The following is a 25,460-nucleotide window of genomic DNA, read 5'->3' on the forward strand; positions in this document are numbered from 1 at the left end:
GCCGGTAAACAGGTTGAATCCAAGGAACGCGGGCGTAGCATCCTCAGGAATGTCGAGGGACTCGACGTCCACGGCATGCACTGTGAAGACATACCGGTGCTCGCCGTGTCCGGCCGGAGGCGCGGCACCGACGAAACCCTTGACACCGCCGTCGTTCTTGAGTGTCAGCGCGGAACCGGAAAGCGCATCCTTGTCGAGCTGATCGACCACCGCGGATCCATCAGCAAGCTCGGTGATCGACGCGGGAATGTTGGCCACTGCCCAGTGCCAGAACCCGCTGCCGGTGGGGGCATCCGGGTCGAAGCACGTAACGACGTAGCTCTTAGTGCCCTCCGGGGCGCCGCTCCAAGACAGCTGCGGGGAGCGGTCCTGTCCTCCGGTGCCGAGCATGCCGCCCACATGCTCAAGTGGAAGCTGATCGCCATCGTTGAAAGAGGACGAGGTTACTTGGAGCTCCGGAAGCTCGGGCAGTGCAGCCTGGAAATCGAAAGACATGAGATTCCTTTCTGTCAATGATGTTGATTGCGATTGGGGAAGGCTTTGGGGATAAGGCTCACAGCGACCAGCCGCCGTCTACGCGCCAGCTTGATCCTGTGACATACCCGAATTCTGGGCGGAGAAGTGAAATAATCACTGCCGCCACCTCCTCAGCTGTACCTGCGCGGCCAGCGGGGATCTCGGCTCGCATGCGGTTCGCGTGTGATTCGTCGTTCCACCCATCAGCGGTCATCGGCGTTCGAATTGATCCGGGGTTGACTGAATTTACTCGAACGCCGTAAGGAGCGAGCTCGAGGGCAGCACTCCTCACGAGCGCATCGATTGCCCCCTTTGAGGTGTTGTATGACGCTTGTCCACTCACCGTCTTAGAAGTGACGGCCGAGGAGACAAGAACAACTGGCAGGCCCTGTGCATCGTATCCACCGTCGCACACCTGGGCCAGACGACGCAGCCCCAGAAACGCTCCTGTCACGTTGATGTCCATGACGTCCCGCCAGTCATCGAGAGACGTTTTCGCCAATGGTGCGGGCTTTCGTATTCCGGATGTGATCACGAGGCCCTTGCAGTCATTGAGGTCAAGGCTGTTCCAGTCTTCTTCGGCTGTCACGTCGAAGCGAACAACATCGTCGTTCGGGTTGAGATCGAGTCCAAGCACTTCAGCGCCAGTTGCGGCCAGCGATGTGTGAACTGCGCCCCCGATGCCTGAGGCCGCCCCGATGACGTAGTAGCGGGAGGCTGTCATGACCCTCCTTTCTTGAAACGAGAATTTGAACTCCAGGCTGTGACGTCAGACTGTCGAAGCATTTTCGTTTTGGAGGATAGAGTCCTTCTGTCGCTCACCCGTGAGCACGGCGAGAGCAACGTACGTGACAAGGGCAGCCGCCACTGCGGACGCCACAGGGGGCACGACTTCAATCGGCTTCCAGCCAAGCACTCCGGCAAGTCCTAGTGCGGAGCCCACCAGTAGGGAGCCAATGGCCGAGATCTTCCCTCCGAAGTTAGTGAAAAGGCCCATGAAGAAGAGCGCGAACACTCCTGCTCCGTACATCGTGAAAGCCATCGTCAGGATGGTGATGATGTTCGGGACCAGTAGGGAAGCGACCAGTGCGAGCCCGCCGACGACCACGGTGATGATGCGTGTTGCGGTCAAGGAACCAAGTGTTTGTGCGGTTTTCTGCGGGAGTCGTGCGATCAAGTCCGAGCTGATATTGCTGACGATGGCGAGCAGGATGGCGTCTGCCGTCGAGATCACCGCCGAAATCAGTGCTGCTACGAAGATGCCGGCGGCCCAGACGGGCAGGACATCCTGGATGAGTGCCGGGATGGCGCCCACGCTCGGATCGAGGTCCGGGATGAGAGTTTTGGCGGCCATGCCCGACAAAGCGGGAAAGACTGCGAAGAGCGCGGTAAGAACGCCAGCGATAATTGCGCCACGGCGCGCAACAGTCGTGGTCTTGGCTGCGAAAACTCGCTGCATGACGTCCTGTCCGACCTGCTTGTGGACAAAGACAGGCAAAGCGGCGCCGAGGAAGAATGCCCACCCCTGGTTCCAGGGATTGAAGGGGTCGCTCACCCCGGCAGCTTCGTAAGTGGCGGAGATGGCGCCGATCCCGCCCGCCGCAGAGACGGACATGACGGTGATGACCACGAGGCCCACAGTGATCACGCAGAACTGAATGAAGTCTGTGACTGCCACCCCCCACATGCCTGAAAGAGCCGTAAGGACAATGATCAGGACAGTTCCGATGATGGCGCTCGTCTCGTAGGTGAGGCCAAGTGTGGTGAACGCGCTTCCAATAGCTGCGATCTGACCGCCGAGGATTCCCGTCAGGGCGATGATCGACATAAGCGAGACGAGTACGGCGAGGGCCGTGCTACGGAAGCGCCGCGAGAGGAAGTCCGGCACCGTGCTGAACTGGGTACTGCGTACGCGGCGAGTGACAAACAGGCCAAGGCAGGTAAGGCCGAAGAAGATGCCGATTGCGAATGACACGGCCGCGAATCCGACCGCGTAGGCATCCTGACTTGTACCGAGGACGAATGCGCCACCGAAGTTGATGGCCAGCAGCATCGTGGCCATCAGTGTGGTTCCGATATTGCGACCGGCAAGCAGGTAGTCCTCATTGTCAGTGACTCGAGACTTCAGTCGCCATGCCACGACGAATGTAGCGGCCATGTAGAGGACGACCACTGTCACCAAGGGGATGTTCATCGATACTCCAGTGCGAGAAGTGACGGGGGTAACAAGCTTGCCGAGATCGAGGCTACGACTTGAGTTGCCGGATTGACAAGGGGATGGGCCAAGGTCTTTCCGAAGTGGGTGCACGCTGTTATGAGTAGCGCCGCCCTTGGTAGGCTCATCGAGAATCAGTTGTCTGGCTTAGGAGGTGGGTTTATGGGTGGTCAGGGAGCTTTCCTGGTTGATGACGTAGACCGACGGGTGCTCATGGCGCTTCGCGAAGACCCTCGTGGGACTGTGGCTTCTCTTGCGGATACTGCGGGCGTCTCCCGCCCCACCTTCAGGCAGAGGCTTGACCGCATGTGGGCAAGCGGGGTTATCACGGGTCAAGAGCCCCAGCTCGATTTAGCGGCAATCGGTTTCACGGTGCAGGCATGGGTTGACTTGGAAGTCGTCCAGGGCTCCATCGACGAGCTGGAGCGTCACTTGCGGGATAATCCTGCGGTGGTTGAGGCGTTCTCGACGACCGGTGAAGCGGACGTGCGGTGTCGAATCGCGGCACGAGACACCTCGCATCTGCAGGAGTTGCTAGTGGGGCTGGCAGCCGTGCCGGTCATCCGCAAAACGAGGTCCTCCGTAATTCTTCGGCCCCTCGTGCTTCAGCAAAAGGTGCGCACCCTGGACATGCTCGATCTTTGATTTGGTGTCGAGTCTGAGCGGGTCGAGCGGCCCGCCCGCTGGAATAGGCGAAGTTCTCGAATGGTGACCGGCCGTCGTCGGGAAGCCGCCCGCCGGCGGTCCCGGAACGGCCCCCTCCCATTTCACTAGCGAAAACGCCGAGGGGTCGATCCAACCGCCTCCCGTTTCGCGAGCGAAAACGCATGGGCGCCGGCGAACACGTCTGTGCGATGCCCCTCCTGCTCACGCACCGCGGCTCCATGCGGAATACTGGATCCCATGTCAGCGCCCGACCCGCACGCGACTGCGTCCCCGTCTGCCCGCACCGAGGCCCTGGGGGAAGATCAGGCCGCCCACAAGGTCGCCTCGGGGCAGTCCTCCCCGGAGCACGCCTCCTCGGAGCAGGTCGCCTCGGGGCAGTCCTCCCCGGAGCACGCCTCCTCGGAGCAGGTCGCCTCGGGGCAGTCCTCCCCGGAGCACGCCTCCTCGGAGCAGTCCGCCCCGGAACACGCCTCGGCCCCGAGCAGCTCTCTGCCGGGGAAACGGACGAAGGGCGAGCACATCGCCGTCCGACTGCAGAACAGGTGGAACGTCTGGCAGCGGGGCAGGGCGGAGAGGCGCGGCCACGTGCCCACCGCCATCGCGTTCACCGGCTACGGCACCACCGAGTGGGTCCGTGTGCTCTCCCGCGTGATCGTGGCCCCGGACGAGGACTTCCTCAACGGCCGTCGTGTGCACCAGGTGGTGGCGGACGGCATCCGCGGCTGGCGCAACTTCTCCTCCCCGCCCATGGCCGGCGCGCAGGTGCAGGTGACTGTCAAGGGCCAGGTCCACACCGTGACCACGGACCGGATGGGTGTGGTGGACGCGGTCATCCCCGCCTCCCTGAAGCCGGGGTGGCGCACCGTCACCCTGACCGTCGGGGATGACGAGGTCGTCTCCTCGGACGTCTACATCACGGACCCCTCCGCTGACGTCGGGATGGTGTCCGACATCGACGACACGGTGCTGGTCACCGCCCTGCCGCGCCCGATGCTCGCGGCCTGGAACTCCTTCGTGCTGGACGAGCACGCCCGCACGCCCACCCCGGGCATGGCCGTGCTGCTGCGCCGCATCGCCGCCGCCAACCCGATGGCCCCGATGCTCTACCTGTCCACCGGGGCGTGGAACGTGGCGCAGATGCTCACCCGGTTCCTCGGCCGCAACCTCTATCCGCTCGGTCCGCTGCTGCTGACCAGCTGGGGCCCCACCCAGGACCGCTGGTTCCGCTCCGGCCAGGAGCACAAGTTCGCCCAGCTCGAGCGCCTGGCGGAGGAGTTCCCGCACATCAAGTGGATCCTCATCGGCGACGACGGCCAGCACGACCCCGAGATCTACGCCGACTTCGCCAAGCGTCACCCGGACCGGGTGAAGGCGATCGTCATCCGCCAGCTGACCCCGTCCGAGGCCCTGCTGGCCGGCGGCCGTGCGCAGCACACCCGCCATTCGACCCCCGGTGTGCCGTGGTGCTACGGCCCGGACGGTGCCGCCCTCGCCTCCCAGCTGGAGGAGCTCGGCATCCTCGAGACCGAGTTCGTGGACGTCCGTCCGGAGGGCTGGAAGAACGAGATCGAGGGGCTGGAGGAGGAGTGACCATGACAGCCGGAACCCCTTTCCTGGACGACGACGGCCGCCTCGCCGTGGACGTGTACGTCCCCTTGCGCTGGAAGGACATGGACGCCTACGGGCACATCAACAACATCCAGGTCGTCCAGCTCATGGAGGAGGCCCGCGTGGCCGCCTTCGGCGTCCCCGTCGGGTCCGGCAGCGACGCCGAGGCCGACCTGGCGCCGCTGGACCTGACGGTCGGCGCGGGGGAGGGGGTGCGCGTCTTCGTCTCCGAACACCGTGTGAAGTATCGGGCGCAGATGAAGTACCGCGCGAAGCCGGTGCGTGTGCGCGTTTCGATCGATCAGGCCAAGGGCGCCTCCGTGCATGTGGGCTACAAGATGCACGACGGCGTGGACGATGCGCTGCTGGTGACCGCCACCTCCGTGATGGTCTACGTGGACGCTGAGACCGGCCGCCCCATGCGGCTGACGGACGAGCAGAGGAAGGCGCTGACCGGGGGACAGTGAGCGGATGCCCGCGTTCAGTCCGTGGGCGCGCTGCCCGGGGCACCGCAGCCCCAGCCGCTCGGGTTGGTGACGCAGTCCTCCGCCACATTGCGGGTGACCGAGCGGAAGATGTCCGCCTGGGCCGGGGTCGAGTCGATCACCAGCTGCCCGGGGACAAGCTCCCAGGTCTCGCCGTCGTCGTAGGAGACCTCACCGATGAACACCGTGGTCAGGGTCACCGTGTATGTGCCGGTGTCCTCGTAGACGTGGCTGGTCGAGGTCTCCGTGTTGAAGTCCACGGCGTCTCGGCCGGGATCCGTGGTGGTGCGGGTGGTCCCGTCGCCATAGTCCCATCGGAACTCGACCGGGGTCAGTCGCATCAGCGTCAGCTCGCCGAACTGGGTCTTCCGCTCGAGGATCTGCTCCGCGTCCGCGTAGATGTTGGTGTGGGCGTTCCGCATTCCGCGGCCGCCGTTCTGCAGGAGGATGTCGACCTCGCTGGGAGCGACCGCGGCCAGGTCATCCATGGTGATGGCCGGCCGTCCCTCTGAGCCGCCGCCAGCGGCGTCAGCGGCGCAGAAACGCGAACCGTGTTCGATCGGTTCGTCGGGGTTCTCCCTGCGTACCCGCACCTGCTGCACCCAGGTGCCGTCATCACCGCAGAAGACATCCTGCTGGCGCTGACAGTCTCCGAAGTCCAGGTTCTGGAGCTGGTCCGGATAGCAGCCGGACACATGGCGCGAGTAGACGGGGTTGGACGTGTTGTAGTTGCTGGCCTTGTTCGCGGTGCTGTTGCTGTCGTCGCCCGAATGAACACCACTGTCGGAGCACTCTCTCTTGACTACGAGAGACGTGTCACGCAGGAGAGCGCTGTTGGTCGTCTCACCGCACCGATCGGGCGTTTCATTTGCCGAGGCAGGGGATGACAAGAAGATCGACAGAGCAGCGACGGAGAATGCGAGGACTGTGGCAGGTGGCGTTGCTCGCCTCACTTTTCACCCTCAAAGCTGACGGAAGTGGCGACCCATCGCTGGGACTCTTCGTCGAATTTGACGTTGGTGATCCAGGGGGAGTCTCCATAGGACTCCTCGCTCTGTGTCTTGTCGATGGACCCGTTCGACTTGAAGGTCGTGAGTCCTTCGACATCAAGGAGTGTGGTCACTTGAAGAAGCTTCCGGTCCTTGTCGATCACTCCAGTGAGAGCGGACGTCACTTCGACTTCCGCGCCTGAGGTCCAACCCCCGTCCTCGTAGATCTTCTCGATGCTGTGGGTGTACGCACGGCAGAAGTCGCAATCCTCGTCCGAGGACGCGCGCACCAGTTCCGAATCTCCCGTCCGCTGCAGGTAGGTCACCGTGTCCCACCAGTACTGCACCGCGGCCTTGGCGCCCTCCGGGGTCTCCTCCTTCATCTCTTCGGGCATGACGGGCTTGGGCACGTTCTTGGCCGGTCCGTCGGCGGAGGCGGGGACGTACTCGCTGGTGTCCTCCCCGTCCGGGTCGCTGTCGTCGCCGTCGGCGTCCGGTGACTCGTCCTCGTCCGGGCCGTCCGGATCGTCGGACGTGGTCTCCGTGGACGCGTCGGCCCCTTCGGCCTCTGGTTGCTCGTCAGTCCCGTCGGGCGAGGCGCCCTGCGAGGCAGGGGCCGTCGTTGACGGCGATGCGGTCTCCTCCGGCTCCTTGTCCTCACCGCCGGAGCAGGCGGTCAGTGCCAGTGCGAGTGCGGCGGTCAGAGTCAGGCCACGGGCGGGTGCGCCACGGCGCATGAGAACCCCTCCAGATGTCTCATCGTCGGTAGGTCACCGGGACGGCCGCTGATCCCGCAACGGCCGCCGACCCCCTCGGTCGGCGGTGACACAAACCACAGTGTAGGCAGATGCCACCGCGGAGGTGCGGTTCTCCACAGGCCCTTCCCTCTCCGTCGTGTCACCGGAGAAGGTGACGGGCCGTGGTCGGGGAGGGGTCCGTCGTCGGGAAGGGGAGGCCGAGGGCCGCGAAGGCGGCCTCACCTGCGGTCTTGAGGGGAAGACACGGTGCCGTTCTTGGATCTCAACGCCGTGTTGTATCCCCAAAGCGCAGGGAAAGGTGGATCCCCCAAAGCGCAGTGAACGGCGGCGGGGGCTCAGACGATGCCCTGGGCCAGCATCGCGTCTGCCACCTTGATGAAGCCGGCGATGTTCGCACCGGCCACATAGTTGCCCGGGGCGCCGTAGCTGTCCGCGGTCTCCACGCAGCGGTCGTGGATGGAGTGCATGATCTGCTCCAGGCGCTCACGGGTGTAGTCGAAGTCCCAGGAGTCGCGCTGGGCGTTCTGCTGCATCTCCAGGGCGGAGGTGGCCACACCGCCGGCATTCGCCGCCTTGCCGGGCCCGAACAGCACGCCGGCGTCCAGGAAGGTGTGCGTGGCCTTCTCCGTGCACGGCATGTTCGCGCCCTCGGCCACCGCCTTCACGCCGTTCTTGATCAGCATGCCCGCAGCCTTGTTGCCCAGCTCGTTCTGGGTGGCACAGGGCAGCGCCACGGTGCCCGGCACCTCCCACACGTAGCCACCCTCCACGAAGTGGGCACCGTTGCCGCGGCGCTCGGCGTACTCGGAGATGCGGCCACGCTCGACCTCCTTGACCTGCTTGAGCAGGTCCAGGTCCAGGCCGTTCTCATCCACCACGTAGCCGGAGGAGTCCGAGGCGGTGATGACCTTCGCCCCCAGGGCCATCGCCTTCTCGGCCGCGTAGATCGCCACGTTGCCGGAGCCGGACACGAGGACCTTCTGCCCGTCCATGGACTCGCCGCGGGTGCGCAGCATGGCGTCCGTGAACATCACCGTGCCGTAGCCGGTGGCCTCCTTGCGGACCAGCGAGCCGCCCCAGGTCAGGCCCTTGCCGGTGAGCACACCGGCCTCGAACCGGTTGGTCAGGCGCTTGTACTGGCCGAACATGTACCCGATCTCGCGGGCACCCACGCCGATGTCACCGGCCGGGACGTCCGTGTGCTCGCCCACATGGCGCCACAGCTCCGTCATGAAGGACTGACAGAAGCGCATGATCTCACCGTCCGAACGGCCGGACGGGTTGAAGTCCGAGCCGCCCTTGGCGCCGCCGATCGGCATGCCGGTCAGCGAGTTCTTGAAGATCTGCTCGAACCCCAGGAACTTCACGATGCCCAGGTACACCGACGGGTGGAAGCGGATGCCGCCCTTGTACGGGCCCAGCGCCGAGTTGAACTCCACCCGGAAGCCGCGGTTCACCTGGACCACGCCCTGGTCGTCCACCCACGGGACGCGGAAGATGATCTGGCGCTCCGGCTCGCAGAGACGGTGGAGGATACCGGCCTCCACGTACTCAGGATGGCGGTCCACCACCGGATCCAAGGCCTCGAAGACCTCGGAGACGGCCTGGTGGAACTCCTTCTCACCGGGGTTGCGGGCGAAGACCTCGTCACGGAGTTCGGAGAGTTCGGCATGCATGAAGGCGGCTCCTGGGGTCGGCCGTCACCGCCGCTCAGGCAGGGCCGAAGCGGCGCGGACGGCGGTGGTCACAGTGAAGTGCCGGAACGCGCAGGCACCGACACTCCATCTTCACAAGGGCCGGAGGCCGCCCGCAGGTGTGTGTCGGCAGGTGGACACACAAGCGCAGTCTCAGAAGGTCAGCGGCCAGGTGGTGTGGTGCTGCAGATGGCGCAGCGCCACCTCGTCCGCACGGCGGTGCTGCACCCGGATCGCCTTCGCGTAGTACCCGAGCAGCTGCTCACACAGCACCGGCCAGGTGCGGCCCTGCACGGACTCCCAGGCGGCCTGGGCGAAGGCGGTGCGCTTGGCGTCGTCGTAGACCAGGTCCGCCACCTGCTCGCGCAGCTGGGCGAGGTTCTTCGGCTCATACAGCCAGCCGGTGCGGGAGGAGTCCACGATGTCCAACGGTCCGCCGCGGCCCACCGCGACCACCGGCACGCCCGAGGCCATGGCCTCCTGCAGCGTCTGCCCGAAGGTGTCCGACTCGCCCGGGTGCACGAACAGGTCCAACGAGGCCACGTGGCGGGCCAGGTCCTCGCCCCCCTGGAAGCCGGCGAAGTGCGCACCCGGAAGCTGCGCCTGCAGCTGCTCCTTCAGCGGGCCCGAGCCGATGACCACCAGACGGGTGCCCGGCAGGTCCGCCAGCACGGCCAGATCCTCCACCTGCTTCTCATGGGCCAGCCGGCCCACGAAGCCGATCAACCGCTCGCCGTTCGGGGCGAGCTCGCGGCGCAGCTGCTCGGACCGCTTGGACGGGTGGAACCGCTCCGAGTCCACACCGCGGGCCCAGCGGTGCACCCGGCGCACCCCATGGGAGTGCAGCTGGCAGATGGTGAAGCTGCTCGGCGCCACCGTCAGCGTGGCGGTGTTGTGCAGGCGAGCCACGTGGCTCCACAGCACGTCCTCCAGCCACGGCGCCCCATAGCGCGCCGCGTAGCGGGGGACTTCGGTCTGGTAGACGGCCACGGACGGGATGCCCAGCTGGTCCGCCGCCTGCACCGCCCGCCAGCCCAGCACGAACGGGGAGGCGATGTGCACCACGTCCGGGCGGAACCCCGCCAGGATCGAACGCACCCGCGCCACCGGCCCGGCGGCCACGCGCACCGAGGCGTAGCCGGACAGCGGCACGGACGGCAGACGGTGCACGTCGAAGCCCTCGACCTGACTGGGCGCCGTGTCCTGACCGACCCGCTGCGTCCAGCCGGCCATCCAGGAGGACGCAGGGGCGATCACGATCGCCTCATGGCCCTCCCGTCGCAGGTGCCTGAGCACCTGGAGCACGGAGTTGGTGACCCCGTTCATGTGGGGCAGGAACGATTCGGCGACCACGGCAACGCGCATGTCCCGCACGCTACGTCCGCCGTACGACCTCCCCGTGGCCGCACCATGACCCCGCCGTGAACACTCGTCACCCCGGGTGAACGAGCGGTGAAACAGCGCCCGGCCGGCGTCACCGCGGCGGGCGAGCGGCCGTCGTCGGGAAGGAGGGCGGACAGCCGTGACGCACGCTCCCTGTGAGCTCACCGGACCGGCCGCGCCCTGAAGGCCCCGCGCCGCCCGGCGGTGGCACCATAGTGAGGATGACTTCCCCCACTCCACGCGCGTCCCGCCTGCTGCGCCCCCTGCCCCTTCCCCTGTGGGTGCAGGGGGTGATCGAGGCGCTGATCGCGGCGCTGTTCAGCCTGGTGCTCGTGGTGGTCCCCACCCTGCTCGTCTGGGTCACCGGCGGCTTCCACATGGAGCGCATCGACGACGTCCTGCAGACCGCCGGCGTCCTCTGGCTGGTCCTCCACGCCGCCCCCGTCTCCGTCACCTCCGGCATGCCCGTGGTGGACGGCGACGTCTCCGCCGGACTCGCATGGATGGTCCCCTGGGGCCTGTCCCTGCTGCCGATGGTCCTGAGCTGGCGCGCCGGCCGGAAGCTGGCGCGCGCGAGCTACCGCGACCAGGCCTGGCAGGCGCTCGCCGGCGGCATGATCGCCTACGCGCTCGTGGGTCTCACCCTGGCGCTGCTGCCCGGCAGCACCGGCGACACCGTGAACCCGGCCGTGGGCGCCATCTTCCCCGCCCTGTTCTTCGCCGTCTGCGCCGTGGCCGGTGCCCGACGTGAGGCCGGCACCTGGGCGCACCTGGTGGGTGTGGACGTGACCGAGCGGATCGCCAGGCGCTCCCAGTACGAGCGCTGGGCCGGCTCCTACGCCTGGTCCGTGCTGCGCGCCTGCCTGGTGGCCGTGCTCAGCCTGGTGGCCGTGCACGCGCTGCTGGTGACCGTGACCCTCGCCGTCCGCTGGGCCGACGCCGTGCACATGTACCAGCTCGTGGACGCCGGACCGGTGGGCGGAACCATGCTCACCCTCCTCGAGATCGGCTACCTGCCCGCCATGGTCGGCTGGGCGGTGGCCTGGTCGGCCGGCCCCGGGTTCTCCATCGGCTCGGAGAGCCTGTACTCCGCCTTCGGCACGACGACGGCCCCCGTCCCCGCGCTGCCCGTCTTCGCCGCGCTTCCCGCACCCTGGGAGCCGTGGCACCCGGTGTTCGTGCTGCTGCCGGTGCTGGCCGGTGTCGTGGCCGGCTGGTGGCTGCTGCGCGAGGGCGAGAACCACCTCGACGACTGGATGGTCCGTCGGGTGAAGACCCGGTGGATGTCCCTGCTCGCGTCGACCGGCGTGCTGGCGCTGCTGCTCGGTGTGGTCTCCGGTGCGATGGCGATGGTCCTGCTGGCCCTGACCTCCGGGACCATGGGCGTGGGCACCTACACGGTGATCGGGTCGAATGTGTGGCTGGTGGGGCCTGCGCTGGCCGGGTGGATCGCCCTCGGCGGGTTCGTGGGCTACCTGGTGGCCATGGGCCTGCAGTCCAGGTCCCTCGAGGCGGACGTCCGCAAGGCCGAGAGGGCGGAGGCCAAGGCGGAGAGGAAAGCTGAGAAGGCAGAGGCCAAGGCGGAGAGGAAGGCCGAGAAGGCGGAGGCCAAAGCGGAGAAGAAGGCCGAGAAGGCGGCCGCCAAGAACGCTGAGGCTGAGAAGGACGCGAAGGATGCCGCCGCGGACGCCGAGGACCGCGGTGACGGAACCGGCGGCGGGGACGGCGCGGATCGCGGTGGCGGAGCCGGCGGCGCGGACGGCGCGGATGACACCGATGGCGCCGGCGCCGACGCTGGAGTCGACGGTGACGCTGATGCTGGGGGAGCCGGTGCCGGTGAGGCCGAGCGTGACGGTGCGAAGGGCGCCGGGGGTGAGGGGGCCGTCGTCGGGAAGGACGGGGCGAAGCCCGGCACAGCGACGACAGACGGCACCGGCGCGGCCGATGCTGCGGACAAGGACAAGGACAAGGACAGGGGCCGCGACGCGGACAAAGGGGCGGACGCCCCGCAGGAGGACGCCGAGCGTGCGGGTGCCCAGGCCGTCGACGCCGAGCGTGCCGGTGCCGAGGCGGAGAAGCACGTGGCGCCCGCCGCCGGGAAGGCCGCGGACGTCACCCCGATGCCGCCGGTGAAGGCGCGCATCCCGCGTCGCCCGCGGTCGTCGCGTGGTGGGTCGTTGCCGGTGGCCAAGGCCGTGGACGTGAAGGCGCGTGCCGAGCGCGACCAGGCGGCGACCGACCAGCCGAAGGGCGCACAGGGCCGTGCTGAGACCGCACTGAAGCCGACGGCCGAGAAGCTGCAGACTGACAGGACGCACGGTGCTGCCGCGCAGCCGGGCAAGTTGAAGGGGGCTGAGGGCGGAACGGCGACGGGTGCGAAGGGTGCGTCGGAGACGGCGTCGCAAGGGGCCTCGGACAAGGCTGCTGAGAAGGCGGCGGAGCAGGCTGCTGAGAAGGCGGCGGAGAAGGCGCCCGGGCAGGCACCGGAGCAGCTGGCCGCCGAGCGCCGCGACCGCGTGGCCGCGCTGGCGCGCCGCAACCGTGAGAAGCAGTCTCCGAAGGACGAGCCGCGTCGCCGTGTGTACCGGGACGAGGACGAGCTGGCCGCAGGCCGGACCGGAGCTGCGGGCCAGGGGCGCGGGAAAGGCACCGTGAAGGGGCTCGCGAAGGACGAGAAGGCGACGGGCGAGACGGCGAAGGACGAGACGGCGACGAAGCCGAAGTCGACGAAGCCGAAGTCGAGCTTCGACGCGATCGTCGCGACCCGCGACCCGCGCGCCGGGACCGGCGCCGCCGACGGCCTCGAGAACGCTCGGAGAGGTGCCGTCCGCCGGGGACGGGCCGACGTCGAGGACCAGGGCGATGGCGCCGGGAACGGCCCCCACTCCGCGGGCCGGCAGGGGGGCGCTTCCGGCGAGGACGGCCCCGGTCGTCCGCGTCCGCGCCGTGCGCGGTGAGGTGCTGCTGCCGTTCCGGGAGCGGGCGCGCTCACAAGGCAACGGGCGCCGGGAGCGGGGCTTACAAGGCAACGGGCGCCGGGAGCGGGGCTTGCGTGTATCGAAGTTGGGTCGCAGGGGGCCTGAGTTCTGCGAATCGGCCCAACTTCGATACACGGACAACCTCACACGTGGGCGGCATTCTGCGGCCGAGGTGCGCACACCGAGCGCGCTGCCGGTGTACCGCCGGTTGTCCACAGATTCCGGCCACCTGCTCAACGGTGCGACTGCACGAACCAGAGTGGAGCCATGTCTCGCTCTGCTCCGATCCCTGACGCCCTGCTCTGGAAGGCCTTCACCATCGCCGAGGCGGAGGCGGCCGGAGTGAGCTACCACCGGCTTCGCGGCCCTTCCTTCGAGAGGGTCGGGCACGGCCGGTACCGGTACATCGACTCGCAGCTCGTGCGTGCCGCCGCTGAGCAGACGGGCGTGGGCGAACAGGAGATCTATCGTTGGAGCCCGCTGGTGCCGCCGCCGTCAGCGGTCATGCTCCTCGAGATCCTGGCGCGGTGCCCAGACGCCGTGGTGTCCCATGCGACGGCGGCCCGACTCCGGAACTTCTGGCTGCCGTCTCGGCTGGTTGCGGACGACCGGCTGCATGTGACGCGGTCGAGAAGCCGTGGAGTCCTCAAGGACCGGTGGGTGGTCACCCACCGCAGCGACCTGCCGCGGCACCATTCCACGCCACTGGTCCTCGTCGGCCACAGCATCAGGGTGACTGCTCCGGAACGGCTCTGGACGGAGCTGGCGACGGAGCTGACCGACGACGAGCTCGTCATCCTCGGCGACCACCTCATCCGCAGGAGCGGCAGGAGCCGGAGGGCCGTGCGGGAGAAGGGCCCTCACCTCTTGGAGAGGTTTCGCCAGGCACTCGACAGCCCAGGGGCGCGGCCACAGCGGCGGAAGCTTCGTGCAGCGCTGCAGCGCATCAGGATCGGAGCCGACTCGCCCAAGGAGACCGAGCTTCGGTTGGCCCTCATCGCCGCCGGACTGCCCGAGCCGGAGCTGCAGATCGAAGAATGGGACGCAGACTACTCCGCGGACTTCCCCGCGACTGCAGACATGGGATGGCGGAGCGCCAGGATCGTCCTCCAGTACGAGGGCGCCCATCACAGCCACCGGATCGATGAGGACGTTCGCCGGGATGCGGTGTTCCAGCGCAAGGGGTACACCGTGATCCGTGTGTCTGCATCCGATGCCAAAGACGGGTTCCGCGGAGTCATCGCCCGGGTCCGCGCGCTTCTGGGCGCGGAGCGACAGGCGGGCTGAGGCTCCGCCGACGACCGCCTCGATCGTACGTGTATGGAGCATCGTGGGCGTGCCGGACGTCGTTGATCGTGGGTGTACAAGACGTCGTGGGTGTGCCGGACGTCGTGGGTGTGCCGGACGTCGTCGATCCTGGGTGTGCCGGGCGTCGTTGATTGTGGGTGCCGGACGTCGTGCGTGTATCGAACTTGGGTCATGTGGGGCCCTGGAGGCCGAATCCGGGCCAACTTCGATACCCGCAACGAGAGGGGTCACGTGCCGTCCAGCGTTGCGCCGTGCGAGAAGGCGCCCAGCCTTCGGGCCCGGCCCCACTCAGCCTGCGAGCCGACTCGGCTCAGCCGCCGAGGCCGCCGATACCTCCCATGGTCTTGGTGAACTCAGCCTGGCACACGGCCTCGGACTTGAGGGTGAGGGCCTGGCGGAGGCACTCGTCGTAGGCGCTGGCGGCCTCCCAGAACAGCAGTGGTGTCAGCGAGGCCACCGCCACAAATGTGCCGAGGGCCAGCCCGGCGCCCAGCATGACGCGCAGGAACCCGGGCTTCGTGAGCTTTCCGGCGCGCATCCAGGCCACGAAGCCCACAGCCACCGCGCCCACTGCGAACGGTGCGGCCAGCAGCTTCCAGGGCAGCAGCAGGTCCATCGCGAGGATGGTGCACAACAGCAGGCCGCACTGCCACAGCAGCAGCCGTCCGACGTTCTTGCGGAGCTTCAGCTCCTCGGCCTCGTTCGCAGGCTTGCCGGAGCCGTTCTTCCCAGACCTGTTCCTGCCGGGCCAGCCGCCACCGGCAGGCCCACCAGGCCCACCACCGGCCGGCCCGCCACGCTCACCGGGCCCGCCGTTCCCGGGACCTCCGCCCTGACCGCCGGGCTCTGCGGACCTGCTGGAGGCAGGGTCCTGCCCGGGCTTCTGCGTCGGGTCGGTGTGCGGACCTGCGGGCGGCGTGGGAGCGGACACGCTTCCACCCTACGATGAAGGCATGCGCATCGTTGCCCTCGTCTCCGGTTCCGGCACCAACCTGCAGGCTGTCCTCGACGCCGTCGCGGGCGGTCACCTGCCTCTCGAGATCGCCGCGGTCGGCGCGGACGTCCCGGGCGTGCAGGGTCTGGCCCGGGCGGAGGCGGCCGGGGTTCCCACGTTCACGGTCTCTGTGAAGGAGCACGCGGACCGGGACGCCTGGAACGTCGCGCTCGCCGACGCCGTCGCCGCCTATGAGCCGGACCTCGTGGTCTGCTCGGGCTTCATGCGGATCCTCGGCGCCGGGTTCCTGGAGCGCTTCGCCGGCCGCATCGTGAACACGCATCCGGCCCTGCTGCCGTCCTTCCCGGGCGCGCACGGCGTCCGCGACGCCCTGGCCTACGGCGTGAAGGTCACCGGCTGCACGGTCCACTGGGTCGACGCCGGCGTGGACACCGGCCGCATCATCGCGCAGGCCGCCGTCCCGGTCATGGACACAGACACCGAGGAGGAGCTCCATGAGCGCATCAAGGTGCAGGAGCGCGCCCTGCTGGTCCGCGTCCTCGGCGACTTCGCCGCCCGCCACGCCGCCGGCGAGACTGTCAGTGCCTGACCGCCCGCCACGCCGCCGGCGAGACTGTCAGTGCCTGACCGCCCGCGCCTGACCTCGCCCGCTCACCAGCCGCGCTGGTACTGCCGCACGGCCCGGTTCCGCTCGCGGGCGTTGAATGCGGTCACCTGCAGGGGCAGGGTGACCAGGTCCCAGACCATCACGAGGCCCCAGATGATGAGGGGGATCCAGCCGATGAGGATCGCGGCGGTCGCGGTGCCGACGCCGAACAGCACGGCCAGCGTGATGCCGGTGATCCACTTGCCGAGGTACATGCGGTGCACGCCCAGCCAGCCGAGCAGCACCAGCAGGACGTAGGCGAGCACGACGCTGCGTCCCGCCTGGACGATCACGGTCGGCGGCTGAGGGTAGGTCATGGTCCGCGATTCTAGGCCTCGGCCTGGGAGAACGCCTCCCTCATCTCCTCCCAGCAGGCCCAGGGGATTCTCGGGCTGCCTCGTCCTCGGCGCCGGCCAGGTGCTCGCCGGCGGTCTCGGGCGCAGCCACCGCCATCGCGGCCAGGGACAGCGCCACGAGCAGGCCGGTGAGCACGAACGCCCCGGTCAGGCCGAGCATCGGCACCAGCCAGCCCACGAACAGCAGCGGGCCCACGCCGGCGGCCACGCGGGAAGCCGCGGAGGCCCAGCCGAAGCCGGAGGCGCGCAGGGTGGTCGGGTACAGCTCGGTGACATACGTGTAGAGCACCGGCACGGCCACCTGCACGAGGAAGCCGAACAGCAGCACCAGCGGCAGCGCCGCCGCGGGCACGCCCAGCACGGAGCTGAGCCACACGAGCACCGCGCAGGATGCCAGGGAGCTGACGGCCAGCAGCCGGCGGCGCCCGGTGCGCTCCACCAGGACGGCGGAGGCCACCACGCCCAGCAGGCCGACGGCCGCCATGCCGGAGGTCATCACGAACGCCCGCGACTGCTCGTGGCCGGCCTCCACGAGGAAGGTCGGCAGCCACTGCAGGGCCAGGTAGTAGGTGAGCATGATCGAGCAGAACAGCGCCCAGGCCACGGCGGTCACCTTCGGCAAGTGCCGCCAGACCGCCACGAGCTGCTCGCCCACGGCCTGCAGCCCGCCGCCCAGCCCGCTGCCGGCGGCCTCGGGCATGGTGTATTCGCGGCGCTCGGCGCCGGTGTCCTCCACCAGCGTGTCGACGACGGCACGCGCCTCCGCCTCGCGGCCTCGGCTCATCAGATAGAAGGGGGACTCGGGGACGCCGCGGCGCACAAGGAACACCAGCAGCGCGGGCAGGACCATGGCGAGCAGCGGCAGCCGCCAGTCGCCCCAGGTGGCCACGAGCCAGGCGGACACCAGGCCGCAGAGGGCTGCGCCGACCGGCCACCAGCCGTCCATGGCGGTGAGCACCCTGCCGCGCAGGTGCCGGGGCGTGAACTCGGAGACCAGGGCGTAGTCCACGGGGATGGTGCCGCCCAGGCCGATGCCGGCGAGGAAGCGGAAGAACGCGAACCAGCCGATGGACGGGGCGAGCGCGCCGGCCAGGGTGAAGACCGAGAACACCAGCAGCGTCAGGGTGAACGCCTTCTTGCGGCCCAGCCGGTCCGCGACCGTGCCCCAGAGGAAGGCGCCCACGCCCATGCCGATGAGGTTCGCGGTGCCGATCCAGGCGGCCTCGGACCTCTCCAGCCCCCATTCGGCGGTCAGCAACGGGATCATCACGCCGTTCAGTGCGACGTCCCAGGCGTCGAACATGAAGCCGAGCCCGCCGATGAGGAAGATCCGGCCCTGCACGGACCATCGCCACGGCAGCTCCTGCACGACCTCCTCTCCGGTGGGGAGGCGGCCGCCGGCAGGGTGGGCGGCGGTGGTGGCGGGGGAGGAGGACATCGGCGTCGGTCTCCTGTGCTCTGGTGTGCGGTGTGGTCTCAAGGCCACGGGCGAGGCCCGTGTGGGGTCGTCGTCTCGGTGGTCGAAGCGAGGGCCAGGCTCCGCGCGGGGCGAGGCGCCTCGTGCCGCAGGGACTCGATGACCGCGGGGACCCGGCCCCGTCCGCGGGGTGAGGCGCCCACCGGCGGCGAGTGCCGTCGTCGTGGGTCAGGGGAGAGTATGCGCAGGACCGACGTGGCGTGCCACCTCTAGACTGGCTTCGTTACTTCACCTCCGACTTTTCCCTGACGCTGAGGAGACCTCTGCCGTGAGCACCGCGCAGCCGACCGCGATCGACGCCCTGGACACCGTCCCGCTGAAGCGGGCCCTGATCTCCGTGTATGACAAGACCGGCCTCGAGGAGCTCGCGACCGGGCTGCACGCGGCGGGCGTCGCGATCGTCTCCACCGGCTCCACCGCGAAGCGCATCGCGGACGCCGGCGTCCCGGTCACCGAGGTCTCCGAGGTCACCGGCTTCCAGGAGTGCCTGGACGGCCGCGTGAAGACCCTGCACCCGCGCGTGCACGCCGGCATCCTCGCCGACCGCCGCCGCGAGGACCACCGCGCCCAGCTGACGGACATGCAGATCGAGCCGTTCGACCTGGTGGTGGTGAACCTCTACCCGTTCGTGGACACCGTGCGCTCCGGCGCCGCCGAGGACGAGGTGGTGGAGCAGATCGACATCGGCGGACCGTCCATGGTCCGCGCGGCCGCGAAGAACCACGCGTCCGTGTCGATCGTGGTGGACCCGGCCGCGTACGGCGAGGTCGTTCAGGCCGCGAAGTCCGGCGGGTTCGACCTGATGGCCCGCCGCCGCCTGGCATCCCTGGCCTTTGCTCACACCGCGGCCTATGACAACGCGGTGGCCGCCTGGACCGCCGCCCACTACGGCGCGGACACCGAGGACGAGGACGTCCCGGTCTTCCCGCCGTACGCCGGCTTCTCCCTCGAGCGCGCGGACATCCTCCGCTACGGGGAGAACCCGCACCAGCCGGCCGCCCTGTACGCGGACTCCTCGGCGGCCCCGGGCATCGCCCAGTCCGAGCTGCTGCACGGCAAGGCCATGTCCTACAACAACTACGTGGACGCGGATGCCGCCGTGCGTGCCGCCTACGACCACGCAGGCCCGGCCGTCGCGATCGTCAAGCACGCCAACCCGTGCGGCGTGGCCGTGGCCGGCCAGGGCGAGGACATCGCGGTCGCCCACGCCAAGGCCCACGCCTGCGACCCGGTCTCCGCCTTCGGCGGCGTGATCGCCGCGAACCGCCCGGTGACCGCGGCGATGGCCGCGCAGGTGAAGGACATCTTCACCGAGGTGGTGGCCGCCCCGGCCTTCGACCCCGAGGCCGTCGAGATCCTCACCGCCAAGAAGAACCTGCGCCTGCTGGCCCTGCCCGAGGGCTTCGAGCGTGACGCCGTGGAGGCCAAGCAGGTCTCCGGCGGCATGCTCATGCAGATCACGGACGCGGTGGACGCCGACGGCGACGACCCGGCGAACTGGACCCTGGCCGCCGGCGAGGCCGCGGACGAGGCCACCCTCGCCGACCTCGCCTTCGCCTGGCGCGCCGTCCGCGCCGCCAAGTCCAATGCGGTGCTGCTGGCCTCCGGCGGTGCCACCGTGGGCGTCGGCATGGGCCAGGTCAACCGCCTGGACTCCTGCCGCCTGGCCGTGGAGCGCGCCAACACCCTGGGCTCCGCCGTCACTGGCGGCCAGGACGTGAACTCCGCCGGCGGAGCCGAGAACGTCACCGGCGCCGGCGCCCCGGAGCGCGCCCGCGGCGCCGTGGCCGCCTCGGACGCGTTCTTCCCGTTCGCCGACGGCCTGCAGATCCTCATCGACGCCGGTGTGAAGGCCGTCGTGCAGCCGGGCGGCTCCGTGCGTGACGCCGAGGTGGTCGAGGCCGCGAACGCCGCCGGCATCACCATGTACCTCACCGGCGCACGCCACTTCTTCCACGGCTGAGCCTGTGTCCGACCCGCACCGCAGCCGCCACGGCGCCGCCCTGTCCCCTGAGGATGAGGGCGGCGTCCCCGCGTCCGAGACCGATCGCCCTGCAGCCCACGACCGTCATCCCGCCACCTCCGGGCTGCCCGAGCTCACGGAGGACGGGATCCGCGAGCTGGTCCGGAGGGACCGGTTCGACGCGGCCGTCGCGCAGCTGCGCCTGCTCCCGGCGGGCGACGTCCTCGAGTTCCTGGACCGCTGCGACCCGGACGAGGTCCCCATCCTGTTCCGCCTGCTGGAGAAGGACACGGCAGTCCGCGTGTTCACGGACATGGAGCCTCGGCAGCAGTCGGACCTGATCGCCCAGCTCCAGGACGGGCAGGTCCAGGACCTCTTCGGCCGCCTGCACGCCTCCTCCCAGGCCCGCCTGGTCGACGAGATGCCGGCGAAGGTCGCCCGGCGCCTGCTGGACGGCCTGGGCCCGGAGGCCAGGGACCGTGCCGGTGAGCTGCTCGGCTACCCGGCCGACTCGGTGGGCCGCCGTGTCCGCACGGCCCCGGTGCGCCTGCGCCGGGACTGGAGCGTGGCCCATGCGCTCGAGCAGGTCCGCGTCCACGGCGAGGGGGACCGGCGCGCGCTGGCCGCCCTGCCGGTGGTGGGGGACCTGCATCGGGTCGTGGGGATCGTGGAGCTCGGAGAGCTCACCACCGCAGACCCGGGCGGCACGGTCGAGGCCCTCATGGACGATGCGGTGGCGGTCCCCGCAGGCACGGAGGCGGAGGAAGCCGCCAGACTCTGCGCGGACCGCCGCCTGTGGTCCCTGCCCGTCACGGACGACGACGGCCGCCTCATCGGCATGTTCACCGTGGCCGACGCCCTCCAGGTCCTGGACGAGGAGTCCACCGAGGACGCTGCCCGCTCCGGCGGCGCAGAGCCTCTCGGCCGCCCCTACCTGTCCACCCCCGTGATGACTCTGATGCGGGCCCGCATCGTGTGGCTGCTCGTGCTCGCCGTGGGCGCGACGCTCACGGTGCAGGTCCTGGAGGTCTTCGAGGAGACCCTCGAGCAGCTGGTGGTGCTCTCCCTGTTCGTCCCGCTGGTGATCGGCACGGGCGGCAACACCGGCAACCAGGCGGCCACCACGGTCACCCGGGCGCTCGCCCTGGACGACGTCCGTCCCCGCGACGCCCTCCGCGTGATGCTCCGCGAGCTCCGCGTGGGCTTCACCCTGGGGGCCTGTCTGGGCGGACTCGGGACACTCGTGGCGGGCCTGTTCTACGGGTGGGACATCGGCGCGGTGATCGGTCTGACGCTGCTGTCCGTGTGCACCCTGGCGGCGACCGTCGGCGGACTCATGCCCCTGGCCGGCAAGAAGGTCGGCGTGGACCCGGCGGTGTTCTCCAACCCGTTCATCTCCACACTGGTGGATGCCCTGGGCCTGGTCCTGTACTTCCTGATCGCGCGGGCGCTGCTCGGCCTCTGATCAGCGACGCCGGGCCGCAGACAGCGGCTGGGTCCCGTGCGGCCGGTCGTCGGGCTACCGTGAGAGACGACGACGGCCCCTCGCCTGTCCGGGCACGTCACCGCCTGCATCGCCACTGTGGAAGGACCGACGATGAGCACCCCGTACCAGCCGCACGAGAAGGACGTCCGCGCCGAGGAGCAGGGCCCCCACGGCTGGGACCGGCCGGGCTACGGCGGCTACGGGGACTACGGGCCGGCCCCGTACCAGCAGTCCTACGGCATGGCTGCCGCGCAGGAGGGCCAGCGGGCGGGGCAGCTGGCGATCGCCTTCGGCGTGATCGGCCTGCTGTCCGGCCTGGGCGTGATCTTCGGCCCGCTCGCGATCTGGCAGGCGAACAGGGCTGACCGTGCCGGTGGCGTCGGCATCGGCGGGCGCGTGCTCGGCTGGGTGGCGATCGGGATCACGATCGCGTTCGTGGTGCTCTTCGTCGCCTACGGCGTGTTCCTCTTCAGCATGGTCGAGTACATGTCCACCGAGTTCGGCGAGGACTTCCAGACCGACTTCAGCACGCGGTCCTGACGCCGCACCGGACCCGGCCACGGACCGGGGCGGGGTCACAGGCGGCCCGGACGGGCCGTCGTCGGGCCTCCTCCGGTAGATTTGGGGGAGAGGAAGCCCTTTCCCCTGACGAAGACCCGGGGCGCCGAGGTGTGCCCCAGAAGGAGAGACGTCCCGCATGTCCAAGATCACCTACACGTTCACCGACGAGGCTCCCATGCTGGCCACCGGATCGCTGCTGCCGATCATCGAGGCCTACGCCGGCACCGCCGGTGTGGAGTTCGAGACCAAGGACATCTCCCTGGCCGGCCGCATCCTGGCCGCCTTCAACGACGTCCTGCCGGAGGACCAGCGCACTGCCGACGCCCTCGCCGAGCTGGGCGAGATGGTGAAGACCCCCGAGGCCAACGTCATCAAGCTGCCGAACATCTCCGCCTCCGTGCCGCAGCTGCGTGCCGCGATCAAGGAGCTGCAGGCCGCCGGCTACGACCTGCCCGAGTACGTGGACGAGCCGAAGACCGACGCGGAGAAGGACGCCAAGGCGCGCTACGACTCCGTCAAGGGCTCCGCCGTGAACCCGGTCCTGCGTGAGGGCAACTCGGACCGCCGCGCCCCGAAGGCCGTGAAGAACTACGCCAAGCAGTTCCCGCACTCCATGGGTGAGTGGACCGCCGACTCCAAGTCCGCCGTCGCCACCATGGGTGCGAACGACTTCCGCTCCAACGAGAAGTCCGTGACCCTGGACAAGGACGACGTCCTGACCATCGAGTTCACCTCCGCCGAGGGCGAGACCACCGTGCTCAAGGAGGGCCTGAAGGTCCTCGAGGGCGAGATCGTGGACGGCACCTTCATGTCCGCCAAGGCCCTGGACGCCTTCCTGGCCGAGCAGGTCCAGCGCGCCAAGGACGAGGGCATCCTCTTCTCCGCCCACCTGAAGGCCACCATGATGAAGGTCTCCGACCCGGTGATCTTCGGCCACGTGGTGAAGGCCTACTTCGCCGACCTCTTCGCCCAGTACGGTGACCAGCTGGCCGAGGCCGGCCTGTCCGCCAACGACGGCCTCGCGGCCATCGAGGCCGGCCTGGACAAGCTGGACGCCGAGACCGCCGAGGGCGTGAAGAAGGCCATCGCCGACGCCTACGAGAACGGCCCGGACCTGGCCATGGTGAACTCCGCCAAGGGCATCACCAACCTGCACGTGCCCTCCGACGTGATCGTGGACGCCTCCATGCCGGCCATGATCCGCACCTCGGGCCAGATGTGGAACAAGGACGACAAGACCCAGGACACCCTGGCCGTCATCCCGGACTCCTCCTACGCCGGCGTGTACCAGGCCGTGATCGAGGACTGCAAGGCCAACGGCGCCTACGACCCGACCACCATGGGCACCGTCCCGAACGTCGGCCTCATGGCCCAGAAGGCCGAGGAGTACGGCTCCCATGACAAGACCTTCGTGATGACCGGCGCCGGCAAGGTCGAGGTCAAGAACTCGGCCGGCGAGGTGCTGATCTCCCACGACGTCGAGGAGAACGACATCTGGCGCGCCTGCCAGACCAAGGACATCCCGGTGCAGGACTGGGTCAAGCTGGCGGTCACCCGCTCGCGCGACTCCCAGACCCCGGCCGTGTTCTGGCTGGACGCCGAGCGCGGCCACGACGCCGAGCTGATCAAGAAGGTCGAGACGTACCTGGGCGACCACGACACCGAGGGCCTGGACATCAAGATCCTGTCCCCGGTCGAGGCCACCAAGCTGTCCGTGGAGCGCATCCGCCGCGGTGAGGACACCATCTCCGTGACCGGCAACGTGCTGCGTGACTACAACACGGACCTGTTCCCGATCCTCGAGCTGGGCACCTCCGCGAAGATGCTCTCGATCGTCCCGCTGATCAACGGCGGCGGCCTGTTCGAGACCGGCGCCGGCGGCTCCGCCCCGAAGCACGTCCAGCAGCTGCTGGAGGAGAACCACCTGCGGTGGGACTCCCTCGGCGAGTTCCTCGCCCTGGCCGTGTCCTTCGAGCATGAGGCCAAGACGAACGACAACAAGCGCGCCCAGGTCCTCGCGGACACCCTGGACGCCGCCACCGGCACCCTGCTGACCGAGGGCAAGTCCCCGTCCCGCAAGGCCGGCGAGCTGGACAACCGCGGTTCGCACTTCTACCTCGGCCTCTACTGGGCCCAGGAGCTGGCCAAGCAGACCGAGGACAAGGAGCTGGCCGAGGCGATCGCCCCGATCGCCGAGGAGCTGGCCGCCAACGAGGAGAAGATCGTCGGCGAGCTGAACGGCGTCCAGGGCAAGCCCGTGGACATCGCCGGCTACTACTACCCGTCCGTGGAGAAGGTCGCCGAGGTGATGCGCCCGTCGCAGACCCTCAACGACATCATGGCCAAGCTGGCCAAGTGACCCGCTGACGGCGCACCCCCGCCCCGGGCGTTTTCGTTCGGGAAAGCGTCGGGTTCCCGGGCGCTTTCGTTCGGGAAAGCGTCGGGTTCCCGCCGCTGGGCGCCTGTACGACGAGGGCCCCGTCCCACCGGAGTGATCCGGTCGGACGGGGCCCTCCGTCATGCCTGCGCCTCTGCCGGCGTGCTGGGCGTCGTCGTCGGTGATAGCGGATGTCCCCGTGGCGCCGAACCAGAAGAATCGGCCTCTTCGCGGCGGGGTCAAGGGGCCGGTTCTTCTGGCTCGTCCCCGTGGTGCCGAACCAGAAGAATTGGCCTCTTCGCGGCGGGGTCAAGGGGCCGGTTCTTCTGGCTCGGCGGACCGTGTCAGCCGGCCTATCGCCCGGCCGCGCCCGGCCTACCGCGCCCGGCCTGACGCCTCACCTGGCGTGCTTCGCCTCGTGCTCCAGCAGCGCCCGCTTCGCCTCGGCACCGTAGAGATACGACCCCACGGACCCGTCGGCCCTGACCACGCGGTGGCAGGGCACCACCACGGCCACGAGGTTCTTCGCGCAGGCCGTCCCGGCGGCCCGCACGGCGGTCGGCTTCCCGATCTCCTCGGCGAACCGGCCGTAGCTCAGCGGCGCCCCGGCCGGGATCCTTCGCAGCCCCTTCCACGCCGCCTGGCGGAAGTCGGTCCCCGCCTGCTCCACGGCCAGCCCGTCCAGTGCCCCCACATCGCCTCCCGCATACGCCGCCAGCGCGTCCGCCACGGGCTGCTCCAGCCTCGGGTGGGGCTCCACGGGCATCGGGTTCATCTCCCGCGCCGCCGTGGCCGGGGCGACCTCCTCGAGCCGGTCCATCAGCTCCAGCAGCAGCCGGCCGATGGCGGCCGCCTGCGGCTCGTCGCCGGCGGGCACGGCCACGCCGGAGGCCCGCACGGTCTGGTCCTCGGGGGAGAACACGGCCACCAGGTTCAGCTCGGTGTCGGGCAGGGCGGCCGCGGTCCAGCGCAGCTCGGGCAGGACGTCGTCGAACGCGGTCACGGGGCCTTCCGGTGGTTTCGGGTGTGGGGAACGGCC

At 69.2% G+C, this 25,460-nt stretch carries 21 protein-coding genes; 10 read left to right on the top strand and 11 right to left on the bottom strand.

The window, feature by feature from the left end; all coding sequences use genetic code 11:
- The 3 genes from MLY01S_RS00005 to MLY01S_RS00010 all read right to left on the bottom strand — a co-directional run.
- Positions 1 to 495: YbhB/YbcL family Raf kinase inhibitor-like protein (locus MLY01S_RS00005; protein ID WP_067187924.1), on the bottom strand; the 495-nt coding region annotated here is incomplete at its 3' end.
- 58 nt (positions 496 to 553) lie between these two features.
- Entirely contained in the window at positions 554 to 1,240 is a 687-nt protein-coding gene (locus tag MLY01S_RS11930) for an SDR family NAD(P)-dependent oxidoreductase (protein ID WP_082739459.1), read from the bottom strand.
- A gap of 45 nt (positions 1,241 to 1,285) precedes the next feature.
- The gene (locus MLY01S_RS00010; RefSeq protein WP_067187926.1) at positions 1,286 to 2,710 is read right to left on the bottom strand and encodes a sodium:solute symporter family protein; all 1,425 of its coding nucleotides are present in this window, start codon (positions 2,708 to 2,710) and stop codon (positions 1,286 to 1,288) included.
- A 183-nt stretch (positions 2,711 to 2,893) separates the two neighbouring features.
- Between MLY01S_RS00010 and MLY01S_RS11935 the strand changes: the two genes are divergently transcribed.
- The 3 genes from MLY01S_RS11935 (at position 2,894) to MLY01S_RS00025 (ending at position 5,472) form a co-directional block, all read left to right on the top strand.
- The gene (locus tag MLY01S_RS11935) at positions 2,894 to 3,376 is read left to right on the top strand and encodes an Lrp/AsnC family transcriptional regulator (protein WP_255217993.1); all 483 of its coding nucleotides are present in this window, start codon (positions 2,894 to 2,896) and stop codon (positions 3,374 to 3,376) included.
- 258 nt (positions 3,377 to 3,634) lie between these two features.
- Positions 3,635 to 4,987, top strand: coding sequence for an App1 family protein phosphatidate phosphatase (locus MLY01S_RS00020; protein WP_082739461.1), 1,353 nt, complete (start codon positions 3,635 to 3,637; stop codon positions 4,985 to 4,987).
- Positions 4,988 to 4,989: 2 nt separating this feature from the next.
- Entirely contained in the window at positions 4,990 to 5,472 is a 483-nt protein-coding gene (locus MLY01S_RS00025) for an acyl-CoA thioesterase (RefSeq protein WP_067187936.1), read from the top strand.
- Positions 5,473 to 5,486: 14 nt separating this feature from the next.
- On the opposite strand, the gene MLY01S_RS00030 is transcribed toward MLY01S_RS00025, so the two are convergent.
- The 4 genes from MLY01S_RS00030 to MLY01S_RS00045 form a co-directional block, all read right to left on the bottom strand.
- On the bottom strand, positions 5,487 to 6,185 hold the full coding sequence (locus tag MLY01S_RS00030) for a PKD domain-containing protein (protein ID WP_245232046.1): 699 nt from the start codon (positions 6,183 to 6,185) through the stop codon (positions 5,487 to 5,489).
- A gap of 254 nt (positions 6,186 to 6,439) precedes the next feature.
- The gene (locus MLY01S_RS00035) at positions 6,440 to 7,216 is read right to left on the bottom strand and encodes a DUF6318 family protein (protein ID WP_067187938.1); all 777 of its coding nucleotides are present in this window, start codon (positions 7,214 to 7,216) and stop codon (positions 6,440 to 6,442) included.
- 356 nt (positions 7,217 to 7,572) lie between these two features.
- Entirely contained in the window at positions 7,573 to 8,913 is a 1,341-nt protein-coding gene (gene gdhA / locus MLY01S_RS00040; RefSeq protein ID WP_067187941.1) for an NADP-specific glutamate dehydrogenase, read from the bottom strand.
- Between the two features lie 171 nt (positions 8,914 to 9,084).
- Complete coding sequence (locus MLY01S_RS00045) at positions 9,085 to 10,296, bottom strand: glycosyltransferase family 4 protein (protein ID WP_067188280.1); 1,212 nt, start codon at positions 10,294 to 10,296, stop codon at positions 9,085 to 9,087.
- Between the two features lie 239 nt (positions 10,297 to 10,535).
- Here MLY01S_RS00045 and MLY01S_RS13050 point away from each other — a divergent pair, with 239 nt between their 5' ends.
- Together MLY01S_RS13050 and MLY01S_RS00060 are read left to right on the top strand one after the other, a co-directional pair.
- A complete protein-coding gene (locus MLY01S_RS13050) occupies positions 10,536 to 13,271 on the top strand; it encodes a cell division protein PerM (protein WP_135103233.1) in 2,736 nt (911 codons plus the stop codon).
- A 363-nt stretch (positions 13,272 to 13,634) separates the two neighbouring features.
- Positions 13,635 to 14,579 (top strand): DUF559 domain-containing protein, encoded by a 945-nt coding sequence (locus MLY01S_RS00060; RefSeq protein WP_167635481.1) that lies wholly within the window; start codon positions 13,635 to 13,637, stop codon positions 14,577 to 14,579.
- Between the two features lie 331 nt (positions 14,580 to 14,910).
- Here the strand turns inward: MLY01S_RS00060 and MLY01S_RS00065 are convergent, their stop codons facing one another.
- Positions 14,911 to 15,531: a hypothetical protein gene (locus MLY01S_RS00065; RefSeq protein ID WP_067187954.1), complete on the bottom strand. Its 621-nt coding sequence runs from the start codon at positions 15,529 to 15,531 to the stop codon at positions 14,911 to 14,913.
- Between the two features lie 22 nt (positions 15,532 to 15,553).
- Here MLY01S_RS00065 and purN point away from each other — a divergent pair, with 22 nt between their 5' ends.
- On the top strand, positions 15,554 to 16,144 hold the full coding sequence (gene purN, locus MLY01S_RS00070) for a phosphoribosylglycinamide formyltransferase (RefSeq protein ID WP_067187958.1): 591 nt from the start codon (positions 15,554 to 15,556) through the stop codon (positions 16,142 to 16,144).
- Between the two features lie 62 nt (positions 16,145 to 16,206).
- Here purN and MLY01S_RS00075 read toward each other — a convergent pair whose 3' ends face one another.
- Both MLY01S_RS00075 and MLY01S_RS00080 read right to left on the bottom strand, forming a co-directional pair.
- Positions 16,207 to 16,518: an NINE protein gene (locus MLY01S_RS00075; protein ID WP_067187961.1), complete on the bottom strand. Its 312-nt coding sequence runs from the start codon at positions 16,516 to 16,518 to the stop codon at positions 16,207 to 16,209.
- Positions 16,519 to 16,558: 40 nt separating this feature from the next.
- Positions 16,559 to 17,995 carry an MFS transporter gene (locus tag MLY01S_RS00080; protein ID WP_067187966.1) on the bottom strand — a complete coding sequence of 479 codons (1,437 nt, stop codon included), beginning with the start codon at positions 17,993 to 17,995 and terminating at the stop codon, positions 16,559 to 16,561.
- A gap of 307 nt (positions 17,996 to 18,302) precedes the next feature.
- Here MLY01S_RS00080 and purH point away from each other — a divergent pair, with 307 nt between their 5' ends.
- From purH to MLY01S_RS00100, 4 genes are all read left to right on the top strand, one after another.
- Positions 18,303 to 19,997 carry a bifunctional phosphoribosylaminoimidazolecarboxamide formyltransferase/IMP cyclohydrolase gene (purH, locus tag MLY01S_RS00085; RefSeq protein ID WP_067187969.1) on the top strand — a complete coding sequence of 565 codons (1,695 nt, stop codon included), beginning with the start codon at positions 18,303 to 18,305 and terminating at the stop codon, positions 19,995 to 19,997.
- A gap of 4 nt (positions 19,998 to 20,001) precedes the next feature.
- Positions 20,002 to 21,462 carry a magnesium transporter gene (gene mgtE, locus MLY01S_RS00090; RefSeq protein WP_245232047.1) on the top strand — a complete coding sequence of 487 codons (1,461 nt, stop codon included), beginning with the start codon at positions 20,002 to 20,004 and terminating at the stop codon, positions 21,460 to 21,462.
- Between the two features lie 132 nt (positions 21,463 to 21,594).
- Entirely contained in the window at positions 21,595 to 22,023 is a 429-nt protein-coding gene (locus MLY01S_RS00095; protein ID WP_067187971.1) for a DUF4190 domain-containing protein, read from the top strand.
- A gap of 157 nt (positions 22,024 to 22,180) precedes the next feature.
- Positions 22,181 to 24,403 carry an NADP-dependent isocitrate dehydrogenase gene (locus MLY01S_RS00100; RefSeq protein ID WP_067187974.1) on the top strand — a complete coding sequence of 741 codons (2,223 nt, stop codon included), beginning with the start codon at positions 22,181 to 22,183 and terminating at the stop codon, positions 24,401 to 24,403.
- A gap of 415 nt (positions 24,404 to 24,818) precedes the next feature.
- On the opposite strand, the gene MLY01S_RS00105 is transcribed toward MLY01S_RS00100, so the two are convergent.
- On the bottom strand, positions 24,819 to 25,424 hold the full coding sequence (locus MLY01S_RS00105) for a methylated-DNA--[protein]-cysteine S-methyltransferase (RefSeq protein ID WP_067187977.1): 606 nt from the start codon (positions 25,422 to 25,424) through the stop codon (positions 24,819 to 24,821).
- Between the last annotated feature and the right edge of the window lie 36 nt (positions 25,425 to 25,460).

The sequence above is a fragment of the Micrococcus lylae NBRC 15355 genome, from assembly GCF_001570885.1.
Classification (GTDB): Bacteria; Actinomycetota; Actinomycetes; order Actinomycetales; family Micrococcaceae; genus Micrococcus; species Micrococcus lylae.

Bases quoted from the DNA above. Each gene is read 5' to 3' on its own strand.
- MLY01S_RS11935 (WP_255217993.1), top strand. From the start codon at position 2,894: ATGGGTGGTCAGGGAGCTTTCCTGGTTGATGACGTAGACCGACGGGTG.
- gdhA (WP_067187941.1), bottom strand. From the start codon at position 8,913: ATGCATGCCGAACTCTCCGAACTCCGTGACGAGGTCTTCGCCCGCAAC.
- MLY01S_RS00025 (WP_067187936.1), top strand. From the start codon at position 4,990: ATGACAGCCGGAACCCCTTTCCTGGACGACGACGGCCGCCTCGCCGTG.
- MLY01S_RS00075 (WP_067187961.1), bottom strand. From the start codon at position 16,518: ATGACCTACCCTCAGCCGCCGACCGTGATCGTCCAGGCGGGACGCAGC.
- MLY01S_RS00095 (WP_067187971.1), top strand. From the start codon at position 21,595: ATGAGCACCCCGTACCAGCCGCACGAGAAGGACGTCCGCGCCGAGGAG.
- MLY01S_RS00020 (WP_082739461.1), top strand. From the start codon at position 3,635: ATGTCAGCGCCCGACCCGCACGCGACTGCGTCCCCGTCTGCCCGCACC.
- purN (WP_067187958.1), top strand. From the start codon at position 15,554: ATGCGCATCGTTGCCCTCGTCTCCGGTTCCGGCACCAACCTGCAGGCT.
- MLY01S_RS00080 (WP_067187966.1), bottom strand. From the start codon at position 17,995: ATGTCCTCCTCCCCCGCCACCACCGCCGCCCACCCTGCCGGCGGCCGC.
- MLY01S_RS00010 (WP_067187926.1), bottom strand. From the start codon at position 2,710: ATGAACATCCCCTTGGTGACAGTGGTCGTCCTCTACATGGCCGCTACA.
- MLY01S_RS00045 (WP_067188280.1), bottom strand. From the start codon at position 10,296: ATGCGCGTTGCCGTGGTCGCCGAATCGTTCCTGCCCCACATGAACGGG.
- MLY01S_RS13050 (WP_135103233.1), top strand. From the start codon at position 10,536: ATGACTTCCCCCACTCCACGCGCGTCCCGCCTGCTGCGCCCCCTGCCC.
- MLY01S_RS00100 (WP_067187974.1), top strand. From the start codon at position 22,181: ATGTCCAAGATCACCTACACGTTCACCGACGAGGCTCCCATGCTGGCC.
- MLY01S_RS00035 (WP_067187938.1), bottom strand. From the start codon at position 7,216: ATGCGCCGTGGCGCACCCGCCCGTGGCCTGACTCTGACCGCCGCACTC.
- MLY01S_RS11930 (WP_082739459.1), bottom strand. From the start codon at position 1,240: ATGACAGCCTCCCGCTACTACGTCATCGGGGCGGCCTCAGGCATCGGG.